Source organism: Sphingopyxis sp. PET50, assembly GCF_025244705.1.
Taxonomy (GTDB): domain Bacteria; phylum Pseudomonadota; class Alphaproteobacteria; order Sphingomonadales; family Sphingomonadaceae; genus Sphingopyxis.
On sequence record NZ_CP104207.1, the window covers coordinates 628,005 to 644,353 of the forward strand.

15 protein-coding genes, 1 pseudogene and 2 riboswitches are annotated in these 16,349 nt (G+C 67.1%); of the genes and pseudogenes, 13 read left to right on the plus strand and 3 right to left on the minus strand.

The features are described from left to right. The first annotated feature begins 56 nt into the window (after nucleotides 1-56). From N0A20_RS03265 to N0A20_RS03315, 11 genes and pseudogenes are all read left to right on the plus strand, one after another. A complete protein-coding gene (locus tag N0A20_RS03265) occupies nucleotides 57-290 on the plus strand; it encodes a hypothetical protein (protein ID WP_260582594.1) in 234 nt (77 codons plus the stop codon). Next, the gene (locus N0A20_RS03270; RefSeq protein ID WP_260582596.1) at nucleotides 265-2,001 is read left to right on the plus strand and encodes a tetratricopeptide repeat protein; all 1,737 of its coding nucleotides are present in this window, start codon (nucleotides 265-267) and stop codon (nucleotides 1,999-2,001) included. The genes N0A20_RS03265 and N0A20_RS03270 overlap by 26 nt, the downstream gene beginning before the upstream one ends. Then, nucleotides 1,998-3,170: a deoxyguanosinetriphosphate triphosphohydrolase gene (locus N0A20_RS03275; RefSeq protein ID WP_260582597.1), complete on the plus strand. Its 1,173-nt coding sequence runs from the start codon at nucleotides 1,998-2,000 to the stop codon at nucleotides 3,168-3,170. Before N0A20_RS03270 ends, N0A20_RS03275 begins: the two co-directional genes overlap by 4 nt. Before the next feature lie 329 nt (nucleotides 3,171-3,499). Continuing rightward, the gene (locus tag N0A20_RS03280) at nucleotides 3,500-4,129 is read left to right on the plus strand and encodes an NAD-dependent dehydratase (protein ID WP_260582599.1); all 630 of its coding nucleotides are present in this window, start codon (nucleotides 3,500-3,502) and stop codon (nucleotides 4,127-4,129) included. 83 nt (nucleotides 4,130-4,212) lie between these two features. After that, nucleotides 4,213-4,312: riboswitch (glycine riboswitch) on the plus strand. Next, nucleotides 4,313-4,418: riboswitch (glycine riboswitch) on the plus strand. It begins immediately after the preceding riboswitch. A 56-nt stretch (nucleotides 4,419-4,474) separates the two neighbouring features. Then, nucleotides 4,475-5,611, plus strand: coding sequence for a glycine cleavage system aminomethyltransferase GcvT (gene gcvT / locus N0A20_RS03285; protein WP_260582600.1), 1,137 nt, complete (start codon nucleotides 4,475-4,477; stop codon nucleotides 5,609-5,611). Between the two features lie 3 nt (nucleotides 5,612-5,614). Next, entirely contained in the window at nucleotides 5,615-5,986 is a 372-nt protein-coding gene (gcvH, locus tag N0A20_RS03290; protein WP_260582601.1) for a glycine cleavage system protein GcvH, read from the plus strand. A 117-nt stretch (nucleotides 5,987-6,103) separates the two neighbouring features. Further along, nucleotides 6,104-7,464 (plus strand): annotated as a pseudogene (gene gcvPA / locus N0A20_RS03295) (aminomethyl-transferring glycine dehydrogenase subunit GcvPA). Nucleotides 7,465-7,575: 111 nt separating this feature from the next. Then, nucleotides 7,576-9,168, plus strand: coding sequence for an aminomethyl-transferring glycine dehydrogenase subunit GcvPB (gene gcvPB / locus N0A20_RS03300; protein WP_260582602.1), 1,593 nt, complete (start codon nucleotides 7,576-7,578; stop codon nucleotides 9,166-9,168). Then, entirely contained in the window at nucleotides 9,165-9,503 is a 339-nt protein-coding gene (locus N0A20_RS03305; RefSeq protein ID WP_260582603.1) for a hypothetical protein, read from the plus strand. Before gcvPB ends, N0A20_RS03305 begins: the two co-directional genes overlap by 4 nt. A 34-nt stretch (nucleotides 9,504-9,537) precedes the next feature. Continuing rightward, a complete protein-coding gene (locus tag N0A20_RS03310; RefSeq protein WP_260582604.1) occupies nucleotides 9,538-9,987 on the plus strand; it encodes an ABA4-like family protein in 450 nt (149 codons plus the stop codon). After that, the gene (locus N0A20_RS03315) at nucleotides 9,984-10,622 is read left to right on the plus strand and encodes a class I SAM-dependent methyltransferase (protein ID WP_260582605.1); all 639 of its coding nucleotides are present in this window, start codon (nucleotides 9,984-9,986) and stop codon (nucleotides 10,620-10,622) included. The genes N0A20_RS03310 and N0A20_RS03315 overlap by 4 nt, the downstream gene beginning before the upstream one ends. On the opposite strand, the gene N0A20_RS03320 is transcribed toward N0A20_RS03315, so the two are convergent. Together N0A20_RS03320 and N0A20_RS03325 are read right to left on the minus strand one after the other, a co-directional pair. Then, nucleotides 10,619-11,875, minus strand: coding sequence for a hypothetical protein (locus N0A20_RS03320; protein ID WP_260582606.1), 1,257 nt, complete (start codon nucleotides 11,873-11,875; stop codon nucleotides 10,619-10,621). The genes N0A20_RS03315 and N0A20_RS03320 overlap by 4 nt on opposite strands. Before the next feature lie 70 nt (nucleotides 11,876-11,945). Further along, nucleotides 11,946-13,169, minus strand: coding sequence for a hypothetical protein (locus tag N0A20_RS03325; RefSeq protein ID WP_260582607.1), 1,224 nt, complete (start codon nucleotides 13,167-13,169; stop codon nucleotides 11,946-11,948). Between the two features lie 252 nt (nucleotides 13,170-13,421). On the opposite strand from N0A20_RS03325, the gene N0A20_RS03330 reads away from it, so the two are divergent. After that, complete coding sequence (locus N0A20_RS03330; protein WP_260582608.1) at nucleotides 13,422-14,405, plus strand: AMP-binding protein; 984 nt, start codon at nucleotides 13,422-13,424, stop codon at nucleotides 14,403-14,405. Nucleotides 14,406-14,415: 10 nt separating this feature from the next. Next, nucleotides 14,416-14,982 carry an AMP-binding enzyme gene (locus N0A20_RS03335; RefSeq protein ID WP_260582609.1) on the plus strand — a complete coding sequence of 189 codons (567 nt, stop codon included), beginning with the start codon at nucleotides 14,416-14,418 and terminating at the stop codon, nucleotides 14,980-14,982. 109 nt (nucleotides 14,983-15,091) lie between these two features. Here N0A20_RS03335 and N0A20_RS03340 read toward each other — a convergent pair whose 3' ends face one another. Beyond that, nucleotides 15,092-15,922, minus strand: coding sequence for a heme-binding protein (locus N0A20_RS03340; protein ID WP_409574721.1), 831 nt, complete (start codon nucleotides 15,920-15,922; stop codon nucleotides 15,092-15,094). Nucleotides 15,923-16,349: the final 427 nt, after the last annotated feature.

Genomic DNA, 16,349 nt, shown 5'->3' on the forward strand with positions numbered 1-16,349 from the left:
GCTGAACTGACGGCCGCTGCAAAGGGCGCGGCGGCCCAGACGGGATGAGTTTGCCCATGCGGCGATCGACAAGGACGGCAGGGGCGGCGCATGCGCGGCGCGGTGTCGCCGCGCTCTCCGCGCTGTTGCTGGCGGCGCTGCCGCTGGTCGCCGGGGCACAAGTCACGCCGCCCGACGCCGCCACGCGCGCGGCGATGGAAAAACGCACCGCGGCGCGGACCCTGCTGTCGTCGGCGCTCGCGCGCATTGCCGCGAACGGCACCGATGCCCCGGCGCTGCTCGACGCCTAGCCGCGCCTCGATCGACCTCGAGGATTATCGCGCGGCGCTGGGCTTCCTGACCCGCGCCGAACAGGCGACGCCGCGCGACGGCGCGGTCAAGGCGGCGCTCGGCTCGGCGATGGTCCATATGGAAAATCCGACGCGCGCGCTCGACTATTTCGGTGAGGCGCAACTGCTCGGCGCGCCCGAACGGCTGTTCCTCGCCGATCGCGGCCTGGCGCGCGACCTGCTGGGGCAGCAGGACGCGGCGCAGCGCGATTATCAGCTTGCCCTGTCGCTGGCGCCCAATGACGAGACGCTGCGCCGCTACGCCCTGTCGCTCGGCATCGCGGGCGAGGCCGATCGCGGCGTGCAATTGCTGTCGGGCCAGCTTCGCGCGCAGGATCGCGCCGCCTGGCGGATGCGCGCGATGATCCTGGCGATCAACGGCCGCAATGCCGAGGCGACCGATATCGTCAACGCCACCATGCCGACCCAGCTCGCGCAGAATATCCTGCCCTACCTCACCCAGATGGATCGGCTCAATCCGGCGCAGCAGGCCGCCGCGGCGCATTTCGGACGCTTTCCGTCGGGCAATCTCGGCCCGCCGCGCAAGCCCGTGCAGGTCGCCGCCGCCGCGCCGCCGCCGACCCCGGCACCCGCCGCGAAAAAATCCGATCGCAAGCGGACCGCCGAACGCGACCGCGCGCGCGGCACGCTGACCCCGGCGGCTAGCGCGACGCCACCGCCGGTCACCGTGCGCCGCACCCCCGACCCCGCGCCCGCGGCGACGCCGCCGCGGCAGGCGCCGGTCGTGGCGGTCGCCAGCGCGACCCCGGCCCGTCCGACGCCCGCGCCGACCCCGGCGCCCGTCCCGACGCCACCGACCTCGACCCCGCCGCCTGCTGCCGCCATCGCATCGGCCGCCCCCGCAAGCGTGCCCGCCGCGGTCGAACCCGCACCGGTCGCGGCCCGGCTCCCGACACCGTCGCCCGCCCCGGTGAAGCCTGCGGCCCCGATCGGCGTCGCGATCCGCGACGGCGGGCCGGTCGGCCCCGGCTTCTCCATCTCCGACATCGGCCAGCCTGCCGCTGCCCCATCGGTTCCGCCGGCGCAGGCCGCCGCGGCACCAATGACGTCCGCGCCGGTGCTCGCGGCACCCGTCGAGACCGCGAGCGCCGATGCCGCGCCGCCGCCCACATCCGCCGTCTCGGCGTCGCCGACCTTTGCGCCGACGCCCGCCGCGCCGCTTGCTTCGCTCGCCGATATCGTCAGCTCGCTCGAAATTCCCGTCGAGGAAATGGCCGCGCCGAGCGACGCCGTCGACGCCGCGACGCTCGCCAGGCTGCGCGAGGACAAGCGCAAGGCCGAGGCCGCCGCCGAAGCGAAGCGGATCAAGGACGATGCCGCCACCAAGGCGAAGGTGGAAGCCGATGCGAAGGCCAAGGCCGAAGCCGCTGAAAAGAAAGCGAACCCGGCGCGGCTCTGGGTCCAGATCGCGACCGGCGCGAACGCGAAGGCGCTCGCCGCCGACTATGGCAGGTTCGCGAAGAAAAGCCCGGCGCTGTTCAAGGGCAAGTCGGGCGGCAGCACCGAATGGGGCAAGACCCGCCGCCTGCTCGTCGGGCCGTTCAAGGACAAGAAGAGCGCCGACGCCTGGCTTGCCGATTACAAGAAGGCGGGCGGCGACGGCTTCCTGTTCAACAGCGACGCCGGACAGGAAGTCGATCCGGTCAAATGAGCGTCGAGGCGTGCGCCAGCGATCCGGCGCGGAGTCGCGGGCGGCGCCATGAGGAGGTCGGGCGCGTCGTGCGCGGCCCGCGCGATGCCTTTCAGCGCGACCGCGACCGCATCATCCATTCGATCGCCTTCCGCCGCCTGCGCCACAAGACGCAGGTGTTCGTCGCGCCCGACGGCGACCATTATCGCGTCCGCCTGACCCACAGTATCGAAGTGGCGCAGATCGGCCGCGGCATTGCGCGCGCGCTCGGCCTCAACGAGGATCTGACCGAGGCGCTGTGCCTCGCGCACGACATCGGCCATCCGCCCTTCGGCCACGCGGGCGAGGATGCGCTGAAGGCGGCAATGGCCGCGCACGGCGGCTTCGACCATAATGGCCACACGCTGCGCACGCTCGCCTGTCTCGAATGCCCCTATCCGCTGTTCGACGGCCTCAACCTGACCTGGGAAACGCTCGAAGGGCTCGCCAAGCATAACGGCCCGGTGAAACATCCGGGCTGGGCGCTCGCCGCGATCGACGCCGATTTCCCGCTCGACCTTGCCAGCCATGCCAGCCTCGAGGCGCAGATCGCGGCGGTCGCCGACGACATCGCCTATGACAATCACGATATCGACGACGGGCTGCGCGCCGGGCTGCTCGGTCTCGACCAGCTGATGGAGCAACCCTTCGTTGCGGCCAATTTCGCGGCGGTCGAGGATCGCTTCCCTGGCGCCCCGCGCGATCGGCTGCTGCGCGAACTGGTGCGCGACCAGATCGGGGTGATGGTCAACGACGTGATCGCCGCGACGACGGAGAATGTGGCCGAAGCAGGCGTCGCGAGCGCCGACGACGTGCGCGCGGCGGGCCGCACGCTCGGCTTTTTCTCGCCCGAACTTGCCGCGCAGGAGCGCGATCTCAAGCGCTTCATGTACGACAATCTCTACCACCATCCCGAACAGGTCGCCGCCGCCGAGGCCGCGAACCGCGTCATCGCCCGCCTCTTCGACGCCTATCGCGCCGACCCGCGCCTGATGGGGGCGGACTGGTCGTCGCGCATTCCCGGCGAGGAAAGCGCGACGATCCGCCACGTCGGCGACTATATCGCGGGCATGACCGATCGCTTCGCCATCGACCGCTATGCCGAAATCTTCGGCCGGACCGAGGTGCCGGAGGCCTTGGGGCATGTGTGAAGGCGGCGATTGATCGGCCAGAGGCGCGGAGTTTCGTTCCCAGGGCGTCTTGTCCGGCGCGGCTGTACATTTTTGGTTCGCGCGAAGACGCGAAGACACGAAGAGACCGGTTCGCGACCGTCAGGCCGCTTTCCCATCTTCGTTGCGGTTCGCCGCAGCGTGAAAGGGAAAAGCCGCTTCGCGGCAAGCACGACATCTTCGCGTCTTCGCGCGAGATATATCTGACGAACATTCGCATGACCGAACGGACTCGCGTCGATGCGCAGCCTTTGCGGCCTCTTGCTGCGCGCGGCTCGCCATCGCCCGCCGATACCAGTAAGCTCACTCCCATGACCGCCCCCACCACCCTCCTCGTCGGCGCCACCGGCATGATCGGACAAGCCGTCATCGCGCACGCCGACGATCGCCCGCTGACCATCCTCGCACGCCGCGAAATGGATGGCCTGCCCGAAGCGCACGCGCTGCTCGTCGCGCCGCCCGAACGCTGGGCCGACATTGTCGCGGTCGAGCGGCCCGCGGTGCTCGTCTCCTGCCTCGGCACGACGATCCGCCAGGCGGGGTCCGAGGCGGCGTTTCGCGCGGTCGATCACGACTTGATTCTGTCGGTGGCGAAGGGCGCGCGGCTGGCCGGGGCGCGGCAGATGATCGTCGTCAGCTCGGTCGGCGCCTCGGCGAAGAGCCGCAATTTCTATCTCAAGACCAAGGGCGAGACCGAGGACGGGCTGCGCGCGCTCGGCTTCGAGCGGCTCGACATATTGCGGCCCGGCCTGCTGATGGGCGAGCGCGGCGGACCGCCGCGGCGGGGCGAGGGGATCGCGATGGCGGCGGCGCCCTTTACCGACGCGCTGCTCCACGGGTCGCTGCGCCGCTATCGCTCGATCTCGGGGCGAAACCGTCGCGCGGGCGATCCTCGCGCTGATCGGAATCGTGCAGCCGGGCGTGCGGATTCACGAAAATGACGCAATGCGGCGGCTCGCCGATTGACTCTGCGATAGGGCGCAGCCAAGGCTCGGGTGTCTGTCGGATTCCTCACGGGGATTCGACCGGCCGCGCGGGAGAGCGCGGGAACCGGGAAACCGGCGACCGCCACCGAAGGAGCAACCGCCCCGGAAACTCTCAGGTCGCCGGACCGCGCGGACCGGACTGGACACTCTGGAAAGCGTCATGGCCGCTGCCATGGCCACCGAAGGGGTAACCTCATGATATCATGAGGGAAAACTCTCAGGTTCCCGTGACAGAGGGGGCATGGCGACAAGGCGGCACCCGCGCCGCACCTTGCCGTGCCTTGGACGGGAGTTCGCGATATGAGCGATGATAGAGATAATGGCGAAGCAGCGGAGGTCGCCACCGCGACCCTCCCGCTCGACGCCTGGCACCGTGCGAAGGGCGGCCGCATGGTCGAGTTCGCCGACTACTGGATGCCGATCCAGTACGAAGGCATCATGGCCGAGCACCTCTGGACCCGCGAAAATGCGGGACTGTTCGACGTCAGCCATATGGGACAGCTGCTGCTGTCGGGCGATGGCGTGGCGGAAGCGCTCGAAAGGCTCGTTCCTGGCGATATTTCGGCGCTCAAGCCCGGCCGCATGCGTTACTCGCTGTTGCTCGCCGACGATGGCGGCATCCTCGACGACCTGATGATCACCAACGAGGGTGACCAGTTCGGTATCGTCGTCAACGGCGCGGTGAAGTGGGAGGATATCGGGCATCTGCGCGAGAGCCTGCCCGACGATATCACGCTCAATCACAATGAGGATTATGGCCTGCTCGCGCTGCAGGGACCGAAAGCGGTCGATGCGCTGGCGCGGCTCGTGCCTGACGCGGCCAACCTCGTCTTCATGCAAGCCATGCCCGCCGAATGGCAGGGCCATGCAATCGGGATCAGCCGCTCGGGCTATACCGGCGAAGACGGTTTCGAAATCTCGCTCCCCAATGACGCGCTGGAAGCCTTTGCCGACGCGCTCTGCGCGATGGAGGAAGTGAAGCCGATCGGTCTCGGCGCGCGCGACAGCCTGCGGCTCGAGGCCGGCTTGCCGCTCTACGGCCACGACCTCGACCCGGCCATCGACCCCATCGAAGGCGATCTCGGCTTTGCGATCGGCAAGCGCCGCCGCGAAGAGGGCGGTTTTCCGGGCGCCGCGCGCATCCTCGGCCATCTCGCCGACGGCGCGCCGCGCAAGCGCGTCGGCCTGCTCGTCGACGGCAAGCTGCCGGTGCGCGAAGGCGCGCGGCTGTTCGATGGCGAGGACGAAATCGGCATCGTCACGTCGGGCGGTTTCGCCCCCAGCGTCGGCGCCCCCATCGCCATGGGCTATGTCCCGCGCGACCATGCCGTCCCCGGCAAGCCGGTCGCCGCCGAGGTCCGCGGCAAGCGCGTGCATTGCACCGTCGCCGCCATGCCCTTCGTTCCACACCGCTATGTCCGCAAACAGGGAGGCTGACCGATGCCGCGTTATTATACCGAAGAGCATGAATGGATCGAGGTCGACGGCGACGTCGCCACCGTCGGCATCACCGACTTCGCGCAGGAACAGCTTGGCGACATCGTCTTCGTCGAGGTTCCCGATACCGGCGCCGAACTGAGCCAGGGCGGCGACGCCGCGGTGGTCGAATCGGTGAAGGCGGCAAGCGACGTCTATGCGCCGGTCGACGGCACGGTGACCGAGGGCAATGGCCAGCTCGAGGAAGACCCGGCGCTGGTGAACAGCGACCCCGAAGGCGAAGGCTGGTTCTTCCGCATGACCCTCAGCGACAAGAGCCAGCTCGACGGGCTGATGAACGCGACCGCGTACAAGGTCTTCTGCGACGCTCTTTGATCGAACCCGTTCGTGTCGAGCGAAGTCGAGACACCCCGAAGGCATAGGTTGCCCAAGCGCATCTCGACTTCGCTCGATGCGAACGGATTATTTTGCTCCTCCGGAGTTTGACTAGCCATGCGTTACCTCCCGCTCACCGCCGACGACCGTTCGGCCATGCTCGCCACCATCGGTGCCGCGACGATCGACGATCTGTTCGTCGATGTTCCCGCCGAGGCCCGGCTCGACGGTCCGATCGCCGATTTGCCCGATCATGCCAGCGAACTCGCGGTCGAGCGTCATATGGGCGCGCTCGCACGGCGGAACCGCGCCGCGCGGCGACGGGCCCTTCTTCCTCGGCGCCGGTGCCTATCGCCATCATGTGCCGCACGAGCGTCGACCACCTGATCCAGCGCGGCGAATTTCTGACCGCCTACACGCCCTATCAGCCCGAAATCGCGCAGGGCACGCTGCAGATGCTGTTCGAATTCCAGACGCAGGTTGCGCGGCTGCTCGGCACCGATGTGGCGAACGCGTCGATGTACGACGGCTCGACCGCCTGCTGGGAAGCGGTCGTGATGGCGCGCCGCATCACCAGGCGCGCGAAGGCGCTCTTCTCGACCGGCGTGCATCCGCATTACCGCAGCGTCGCGCGGACGATGGCGAAATATACCGGCGATGTGCTGGTCGAGGCCGATCCCGGACTGGTGCCCGGCACCGACTGGGCGGACCTCGCGGCGGCGGTCGACAAGGAGACGAGCTGCGTCGTCGTCCAATATCCCGACATTCTCGGCCGCATCGACGATATGAGCGCGCTGGCTGTCGCATGTCAGGCGGCGGGCGCGCTGCTGATCGCGGTCGTCACCGAGCCGGTGGCGCTCGGCCTGATCAAATCGCCCGGCGAGATGGGCGCCGACATCGTGGTGGGCGAAGGGCAGTCGATCGGCGTCGGGCTCCAGTTCGGCGGGCCTTACGTGGGTCTCTTCGCGTGCAAGGCCAAATATGTCCGCCAGATGCCGGGGCGCCTGTGCGGGGAGACGGTCGATGCCAACGGAAAGCGCGGTTTCGTACTGACGCTCTCGACGCGCGAACAGCATATCCGCCGCGAGAAGGCGACGAGCAATATCTGCACCAACTCGGGGCTCTGCGCACTGGCCTTCAGCATTCACATGACGCTGCTTGGCGAGGCGGGGCTGCGACGTCTTGCATCTACCAACCATGCCGGTGCGCATGTCGCGGCTAGCCGTCTGGCCGATGTGCCGGGCGTTTCGGTTCTCAATCAGAGCTATTTCAACGAATTCACCTTGCTGCTTCCGCGTGAAGCGCGACCGGTGGTCCACCAGCTTGCCGAACGTGACATTTTGGGCGGTGTCTCTTTGGGGCGTCTCTATCCGGACAACCCAGCTTTGGCGAACGGTCTTGTGGTAGCTGTAACTGAAACAACAACGGAGGCGGACGTTGCGGCCTTTGCCGCAGCGCTGAAGGAGGTTCTGGCATGAGCCTCCCACCCTCCGTTCGCCCTGAGCTTGTCGAAGGGCCGTTCTACTCTTTCACCGTCGCAAAGGAAGGGCAGGGCTTCGACAAGCTCAGCCCGAACGGGATTTAAGATCATGGCTTTGAACCAGAGCGGCTGGCGCCCCGAAATGAACGCAGGCGGTGCGGATGATACGGCTACCTTCACCGGCAACCGCGCGTTGATGCTCGAGGAACCGTTGATCTTCGAGATCGGTTCTGCGGATACCACCGGCGTCGATTTCGATTCTGTCGTGATTGGTCGTCCCCAGGTCGGGAACCTGTACCGGGACGCCCCCATCGGCCTTCCCGGCCTCAGCGAGGGCGAGGCCATCCGCCACTACACGCGCCTGTCGCGGCAGAATTACGCGATCGACCTCGGCCTTTTCCCGCTCGGCAGCTGCACAATGAAGCACAATCCGCGCCTCAACGAAAAGGTCGCGCGGATGCCGGGTTTCGCCGACATCCACCCGCTCCAGCCGCAGGAAACGGTGCAGGGCGCGCTCGCCGTGATCAACGAACTCGCGGTGTGGCTGATCAAGCTCACCGGCATGCACGGTGTCGCGATGACGCCCAAGGCCGGCGCGCACGGCGAACTGTGCGGCGTCCTGTGCATCAAGGCGGCGCTCAAGGCGCGCGGCGAGGACCGGCGCGTGCTGCTCGTCCCCGAAAGCGCGCATGGCACCAATCCGGCGACCGCGGCCTTTGCCGGCTTCACGGTCGAGAATATTCCCGCGACGCCCGAAGGCCGCGTCGATCTGGCGGCGCTGCGGGGGCGGCTCGGCCCGGACGTCGCGGGCGTGATGATCACCAACCCCAACACCTGCGGCCTGTTCGAGCGCGACATGAAGGCGATCTCCGACGCGGTCCATGCGGCGGGCGGCTATGTCTATTGCGACGGCGCCAATTTCAACGCGATCGTGGGCAAGGTGCGCCCCGGCGACCTCGGCGTCGATGCGATGCACATCAACCTGCACAAGACCTTCTCGACCCCGCACGGCGGTGGCGGCCCCGGTTCGGGCCCGGTCGTGCTGTCGGAGGCGCTCGCCCCCTATGGCCCGATCCCCTATTCGGCGCGCTACGCCGACGGCTCGTTCAAGCTCGTCGAAGAGGAAAGCGCGGGCGAAGAGCATCCCGACACCTTCGGCCGCATGACCGCCTTTCACGGCCAGATGGGCATGTTCACCCGCGCGCTCGCCTATATCCTCAGCCACGGCGCCGACGGGCTGAAGCAGGTCGCCGAGGATGCGGTGCTCAACGCCAATTATATCCTCCGGTCGCTGGAGGACGTGCTCGACGCACCGTTCGGCGGCTCGGGGCCGTGCATGCACGAGGCGCTGTTTACCGACGACGGCCTCGCCGAAGGTTTCTCGACGCTCGACATCGCCAAGGGGATCATCGACGAGGGTTATCATCCGATGACCGTCTATTTCCCGCTGGTCGTCCATGGCGCGATGCTGATCGAGCCGACCGAGACCGAGAGCAAGGCGGTGCTCGACCAGTTCATCGGCGCGCTGCGCAGCGTCGCTTTGCGGGCGAAGAACGGCGATCCAGCGCTCAAGTCGGCGCCGCACTTCGCCCCGCGCGCGCGGCTCGACGAGACGCTGGCGGCGCGCAAGCCGGTGCTGACGTGGAGCGAACCGGCCGTTGCCCCCGGCACCCCGTCGCTCAGCGAGATCGGCGGCAGTTGAGCGGGACACCCGACAGCGCGCCGGCAGCCGGACCGGCGGGATGCCTGATCGGCGGCGCGCTGTTCGCGGTGGTCTTCGCCGCCGTCTGGCTCGCCGCGATCACCCTCTACGGGCTGGTCGTCGAGCAGTGGGCACTTGTCCGCGTCCGCCGCGAATTCAGCTATGACTGGGTGTTCCTCTATGCGCCGCTGATCGCGCTTGGACTCGGCTTCGCCGCTGCCTTTCTCGCGACGCGACGCTTTTCCGCCGCGCGGCTGACGCTGCTGATCGTCGCCGTCGGCCTGATCGCCTTGTTTGGCGGCCTATTGCTCTTCGGCCTGGGCGGATTGATCTAGATCGCCGCGCGACGGCGCAGAGGGAGGACGGGACATGACCTGGGACACGCTGTTTCTGCTGGCCAATTACTGGGCCATCGGCGGCTGGATCGCGCTGGCCTTCCTGCCGCGCGGACCGCGGATCCTGTCGCTGATCCTCTATGCCGGCGTGTCCCTGCTCTGCCTCGCCTATGCGATCATGCTCGGCGGCTTCCTGACCGGGACGATCGATCCCGGCGGCCCGGGGGGCGGCAGCTTCACGACGCTCGCCGGGGTGATGAGATTGTTCGCGGCACCCGGCGGAGCGACATTGGGCTGGATCCACTATCTCGCCTTCGACCTGTTCACCGGCCTGTGGATCGCGCGCGACGCCGACAACAAGGGCTTCGGCCGCGTCGTGCAATTGCCCTTCCTCTTCCTGACCCTGATGGTGGGGCCGGTCGGGCTGCTCGCCTGGCTGGTCGTCCGCGAACGCCGCGCGCGGGCCCAGGCAAGGGCGAAATGACGCCGGGCCCGTGGGTGCCCGGCGACGGCGGTCGCGACGCCAAGCGCCACGCTCCCGCCACGGAGCGCAACCGCGACGCGATCGCGGCGGTGCTCGCCGACTGGCTGCCGCCGCACGGCACGGTGCTGGAGGTGGCGAGCGGATCGGGCGAGCATGTGGTCCATTTCGCCGCGGCGTTCCCGCGCCTCGACTGGCAACCGAGCGATCCCGACGCGGCTGGCCGTGTATCGATCGCCGCGTGGAGCGCCGAGGCGGGCCTGCCCAACATCGCCGCGCCGCTCGCGCTCGACGCGACGGCGCCCGACTGGCCGGTCAGCCGCGCCGATGCCATCCTGTGCATCAACATGGTGCATATCAGCCCGTGGGACGCGACGCTCGGGCTGTTCGCCGGAGCCGCCCGGCTGCTTGGACCCGGCGCGCCGCTGATCCTCTATGGCCCCTATATCGACCCGGATGTGCCCACCGCCGAAAGCAATCTGGCGTTCGACGCCAGCCTTCGCGCCCGCGATCCGGCGTGGGGCCTGCGCGATCTGGACAGGATCAAGGTTGCGGCGACCGACGCCGGTCTGGACTTTGCGGACCGGCGCGCGATGCCCGCCAACAATCTGATGCTGCTCTTTCGCCGCCGCGCTTAGCCCCTGTCGGCCGCCGGGCCGATCGAAGGCTGCGCATAATTTTCCGGCGTAATATCCAGCCGTTCGATACGCGGCGTGAATTCGCGGCGGCGCATGCTGGTGCCGGTGGCATCGTCGGTCCAGCGCGCGGTCAGCGAATAGCGCTCGACCATATAGAGGCCCGGATTGACGCCATCCTCGTCGGCTTTGAGTGGAGCATAGACGCGGCTCTGCAGATGTTCGACCACCGGTTTCAACCACCCCGTACCCCCGTGGGAGCGCAGTATCTCGATATCCGAGACTTGGCCCGATGGCGTGACCCAGAAACCGATATCGACCCATTTGCCGATCGAATTGAAGGCGGTCAGGCGTTTCAGCGTGTCGAGCGAGGCGGCGTTGCCGCTGAGCCCGGCCCGGTAGATATCACCCGACGCCCGGTTGGCCAGCCCGTCGGACTCCTCCCGCTCGATGGGGTCGAACGCGAGCAGGATCGGTCGGCTGGCGCCGCCGCTCGCCGCAAACTGGCGCAGCAAGGCTTCGGTCGTGGCGGCGATGCCGGCCTTGCGGTCGAGCCGGGCCAGTGTCACCTGCGCGGTGAGGCGCAGATCCTCGGTGCCCGGCGGCGCCGTGGCGACGATCTCTTCGAGCGCCGCGCGCGCGCGTTTGTGCTCGCTCGGCAGATTGCTGTCCTCGGCGCTGATCTGCGCGAGTATCGCCTGGCGCAGCCGCGCATACATCGCGATCCGGTTCAGCCCCTTGGCGGAGGCCTCCTCTTCGACGGCGGCATAGATGCGATCGGCCTCGTCGGGGAAACCCAGCTTGGCGCGGCTGTCGCCGACCTCGATCTGCGCGGCCAGCGCGCGCGGGCTGTCGGCCCCGAGCCCGTCGCGCAGCGTGTCGCGCAGCGCGAGCACTGACGACTGATAGCTGCGGGCTTCGCCGACATGCTCGGCGACGCGGGCGTTGGCGCGGTACAGGTTCGACACCGGCAGCGGAAAGGCGCGGCCCTGCGCCTTGTTGCGGTCGATCGATTTGAGCAGCGTGGTGCGCGCCTGCTTGTAGCTGCCGGCGAGGAACTGGTTCTCGGCATGGGCGAGCGTCGCGGCGATATCCTGATCGGGCGGGCAACCGCGCGCGAGGCAGGCGGCGAGCGCATCGGCCGTTTCGGACAGGGGCTGCGCGGTGACGACGATCGGGCCGTCGGTTTCGTCGGCAAGGGCCGGTGCGGCGACGAACGCGGCGGCCAGGGGGGCGAGAAAAACGAGGCGATGCATCGGCAGGCTCCCTTCACGCTATGATGCGCAAAGGGTCTCACTTTTGGCGCCTGCGGTCAATCGAGGGCGATCAGCCGCTTTTCCTGTCCTCGTCGACCAACGGCCGCTGGTAATTGTCGGGCGTGATGTCCAGCCGCTCGATGCGCGGGGTGGCCTCGCGCCGCCGCATGTTGGTGCCGGTGGCGTCGTCGGTCCAGCGCGCGGTCAGCGTATAGCGCTCGATCATGTAGAAACCCGGCGTCGCGTCGTTGTCGGTGCGGCGCAGCGGCGCATAGACGCGGGTCTTGATCTGCTCAAACACGGGCTTCAGCCATTGCTTGGTGCCTTCGGCGCGCAGCACCTCGATATCGCTCACCCGGCCGTCGGCGCCGATCCAGAAACCGACATCGGCCCATTTGCCGACGCTGTTCAGCGCGGTCAGGCGCTGCAGCGTGTTCGCCGGCGGCTGTTCGTTGCCGAAATCCTGCGACAGGTCGATGCGCTTGATCGGCTCGCTGAACAGCAGCACCGGTCGGCTCGCGCCGCCGCGCGCCGCGAATTCGCGCAGGATCGCATCGGTCGAACTCGCGTCGCCCTTCTTGCGGTCGGTGCGTGCGCGCATCACCTGCGCCGCCATCGCAAACTCCTCCGCGCCGGGCAGCGGGTGCGCGATGATATCGTCGAGCATCTCGCGCGCTTCCTTGTAGTCGCTGTCGAGGTTCGACGCTTCGGCGCGGGTCTGGACGAGCAGTGCCTGGCGGACGCGCGCGAACATCGCGACGCGGTTCTGCCCGTTCGCCAGCGCCTGCTTCTCGACATCCTTGTAGATGCGCTCGGCTTCGTCGGGGAAACCCAGCTTGGCGCGGCTGTCACCCACTTCGACCTGCGCGACCATCACGCGCGGATCCTTTTCGCCGAGCCCGGCCTTCAGCGTGTTGCGCATGTCGAGCACCGACAGCTGGAAATTCTTGGCCTCGCCGACATGCTCGGCGACGCGGCTGTTGGCGCGGAACAGGTCGGAGACCTCGACCGGATATTTCTCGCCATGCTTGCGGTTGCGCCCGATCGACTTGAGCAGCGTCGTGCGCGAATCCTTGTAGTCGCCCTGCAACAGCTGGTTTTCGGCATGGGCAAGGGTCGCCGCCACATCCTCGTCGGGCGGGCAATTGCGCGCGAGGCAAGCGGCGAGCGCGTCGGCGGTGTCCTTCAGCGAACGTCCGGTAACGACGATTTCGGAGTCGCCGTCGGTCTGCGCCGCGGCGGGAAAGGCAAGAGCTGCCGAAGCGAGCAGCAGCAGAAGGGGGGCTTTCGTCACCTGATTGTCTCCGTCGGGCTGTGGGGCAGCACTGTATTATCAGATTAATCCACCGTCCAGCAGATTGTCGGCGCGCGCAATAAACGACCGCAGGCAAAGGACAAGCCGGGCCCGTCCAAGCCGCGGCAGCGTTCGACGAACGCCCACCTGACAGGTCTGGCAGTTGCGCAACAGCGGCATTGCATCGCGCCCGCCTTGTCCGCAAGATGAAGGGAATGCGATGCCGCCAAGGCATCCTCCGGGAGAGAATGGATGAACGACACGCCGCCGCCGCATCTGAGTTTCGACGAGTTCCTGCGCCATTGGGCCGCGGTGACGCCCGACCGCACCGCGCTGACCGAGGAAGACCGCGAATATGATTTCGCGGCGATGGACGGGCTGACCGCCAAGGTCGCGGCGATGCTGATCGATCTCGGCCTCAGGAAGGGCGACCGCATCGCGTGGATCGGCAAGAACAGCGATCTCTACGTCCTGCTCTTCTTCGGCGCGGCGCGCATGGGCGTCGTCATGGTGCCGATCGGCTGGCGCCTCGCGGGCGAGGAATGGGCCTGGATCGTCAACGACACGCGGGCGAAACTGCTCTTCACCGGCCCCGGCTTCGACGAGCCCGTCGCGGCGATCCGCGGGTCGCTGACGCATGTCGAGCGGATCATCGGCAGCGAGGCCGCCCGCGCGAAGATCGAGGCCGCCGACCCCGTCGATTTCGACCCTTCGGCGCCCGATGAGGCGGTGCTGCAGCTCTACACCAGCGGCACCACCGGCAAGCCAAAGGGGGCGGTGCTGTCGAACCGCAACCTGTTCGGCCTCCGCCTGCCCAATCTGGAGGGCGGCGAACCCTGGACAAAATGGGACGACGACGAGGGCGTGCTCGTCGCCATGCCTTGCGCGCATATCGGCGGTACCGGGCTCAACGTCATGGCGCTGGCGGCGGGCGTGGGCAGTCATGTGCTCGCCGAATTCGATACCGGCCGCGTGCTCGACCTTGTCCAGCAGGGACGGATCACGCGCTTCTTCATGGTTCCGGCGGCGCTCCATCTGCTGCTCCAGAATCCGCGCTGCGCCGAAACCGATTTCAGCCAGCTCAAATATATCCTCTATGGCGCCGCGCCGATCCCGCTCGAACTGCTGCGCGCCTGCATCAAGATGTTCGGCGCCGATTTCATCCAGGCCTATGGCATGACCGAGACCACGGGCACCGTCATCATGCTGCCGCCCGAGGACCATGATCCGGCCTAGCAATCCGCGGATGCGGTCGGCCGGACGGCCGATGAAGGGGGTCGAGGTGCGCATCGTCGATGCCGACGGCGCCGACGTGCCGCCGGGCGAGGTGGGCGAGATCATCACGCGCTCGTCGAACAATATGCTCGGATACTGGAACCTGCCCGAGGCGACCGCCGCGACGCTCGACAAGGACGGCTGGATCCATACCGGCGACGCCGGCTACATGGATGCCGACGGCTATATCTTCATCCACGACCGGATGAAGGACATGATCATCTCGGGCGGCGAGAATGTCTATCCGGCCGAGGTCGAGAGTGCGATCTTCGGCCATCCGCAGGTGCTGGAAGTCGCGGTGATCGGCGTTCCCGACGAAAAATGGGGGGAGACGGTGAAGGCGGTCGTCGTCCCCAGGCCAGGCGAAGCTGTCGATCCCGCGAGCGTCATCGCCTGGGCGCGCGAACGTATCGCCCCCTACAAGGTGCCGAAGTCGGTCGACGTGATCGAAGCGCTGCCGCGCAATGCGAGCGGCAAGATTTTGCGCAAGGACCTGCGAGCGCCCTATTGGGAAGGGCGCGAGCGGATGGTGAATTAGAGTGATTTCGAGTGAAACGGATCATTTCACGGCTCGGAAATCACGGCAAAGTTAGAATCTGGATTCCGATCGACGGGCGGCGCGCGTCCGCGCGCCACCCACCACCGCATCATATGGGGCGCAGTGTCGCGACCGTGACATGCGGCCAGCTGAGGCCGCCGAAATCCAGGATGACACGCTGGGTATATTGCAGCTGCAACAGCGGCTGGCCGCTGCTGTCGAAGCCTTCCTCGATCCAGAAGACGCATGTCACTTTCGGCGCAACCGCATTGGGCCCCCCGGTGGGCGGTGTGCCCTTGCCGACGAGAAAGGCGATATTGTCGATACCGCCACCAGCGTCGGGCACCGCGCCCGGCGCCAGGCTGTCCGACGTCAGCGTGATGACCACCGTGTTGGTGATCGTCTGACCCGCCAGGGCATCGGTGAGGAACAGATTGGGGTTCGCGAGATGGGTCTGCGTCAGTCCCGCGACACGCGCCAGATCGGTACGCGAATCGAGGGCGACCGACAAATCCTCCTCGGGAAAGGGAACCAGATCGGTCGCGCCGTCGTCGACGCTGCCGATCCGGAACGGCGTGATCGAGGACGGCCCGATGATCGGGGTCGGCACGGTAAAGGCCTCTCCCTGCATGTTGATCGTCGTGCCATGCGGGATGGAACCCATGCGGACGACCGTCACGGGCTCGAGCGGGTTGGACGTCGCGGGGACGTTGTTGAACACACCCGGCTCGAAATGCTGCCCGCTATTGTCGAAACTGTCGTTGATCGTCTGAAGATAGGCAAGGCCGCCCAGGAAAATATCGTCCTGCAACAGACCGCGGTTTGCAATTCCCGTGTCCCCGCTGATGTCCGTGAAGGACAATGTTTCGGCGGTCATGTTGAGCTGAAGAAAATGCCGCGAACTGCCCGATGTGTTGTTGAAATTGGGTCGCCAGATCATGTTGAATCCGGTTCCCTTCCAGGTGCGCTGCGGATTTCCCGCGGGGTCGTGCCCGGCCAATCCCCGCAACAAGCCCAGATAATCCTCGGGGGCGGGGGCGGCCAAATTATCGGCGGGCCCCAGATGTTCCTGATGGAATCGGAATCCTGTAACGATCGGCATTGTACCCTCCCGCTCAGCAGCAAAAGCCTGGGCGCCGCAGACAGGGAGGACGCAGGTTTAGCACGCCTAGCGTCAACACGCGACTCGGCTACCACTCCGATTCTTAGAGTAAGGGAATAACATTCAAGATCAATTGAAATATCACTTAGTTTTACTTTATGATTAAGTATCGGTCTTTGTGTATCTCCGTGACCCCATCGATATTGAACGATATTTTTCGAGAATGGCGCATATTCAAAAGGATGGATCAGTGGCTTGCGGGCCC

Excerpts from the sequence above, each read along its gene's own strand:
- N0A20_RS03265 (WP_260582594.1), top strand. The coding sequence starts at position 57 with ATGCGGCGATCGACAAGGACGGCAGGGGCGGCGCATGCGCGGCGCGGT.
- N0A20_RS03270 (WP_260582596.1), top strand. The coding sequence starts at position 265 with ATGCCCCGGCGCTGCTCGACGCCTAGCCGCGCCTCGATCGACCTCGAG.
- N0A20_RS03275 (WP_260582597.1), top strand. The coding sequence starts at position 1,998 with ATGAGCGTCGAGGCGTGCGCCAGCGATCCGGCGCGGAGTCGCGGGCGG.
- N0A20_RS03280 (WP_260582599.1), top strand. The coding sequence starts at position 3,500 with ATGACCGCCCCCACCACCCTCCTCGTCGGCGCCACCGGCATGATCGGA.
- gcvT (WP_260582600.1), top strand. The coding sequence starts at position 4,475 with ATGAGCGATGATAGAGATAATGGCGAAGCAGCGGAGGTCGCCACCGCG.
- gcvH (WP_260582601.1), top strand. The coding sequence starts at position 5,615 with ATGCCGCGTTATTATACCGAAGAGCATGAATGGATCGAGGTCGACGGC.
- gcvPB (WP_260582602.1), top strand. The coding sequence starts at position 7,576 with ATGGCTTTGAACCAGAGCGGCTGGCGCCCCGAAATGAACGCAGGCGGT.
- N0A20_RS03310 (WP_260582604.1), top strand. The coding sequence starts at position 9,538 with ATGACCTGGGACACGCTGTTTCTGCTGGCCAATTACTGGGCCATCGGC.
- N0A20_RS03315 (WP_260582605.1), top strand. The coding sequence starts at position 9,984 with ATGACGCCGGGCCCGTGGGTGCCCGGCGACGGCGGTCGCGACGCCAAG.
- N0A20_RS03320 (WP_260582606.1), bottom strand. The coding sequence starts at position 11,875 with ATGCATCGCCTCGTTTTTCTCGCCCCCCTGGCCGCCGCGTTCGTCGCC.
- N0A20_RS03330 (WP_260582608.1), top strand. The coding sequence starts at position 13,422 with ATGAACGACACGCCGCCGCCGCATCTGAGTTTCGACGAGTTCCTGCGC.
- N0A20_RS03335 (WP_260582609.1), top strand. The coding sequence starts at position 14,416 with ATGCGGTCGGCCGGACGGCCGATGAAGGGGGTCGAGGTGCGCATCGTC.
- N0A20_RS03340 (WP_409574721.1), bottom strand. The coding sequence starts at position 15,922 with ATGATCTGGCGACCCAATTTCAACAACACATCGGGCAGTTCGCGGCAT.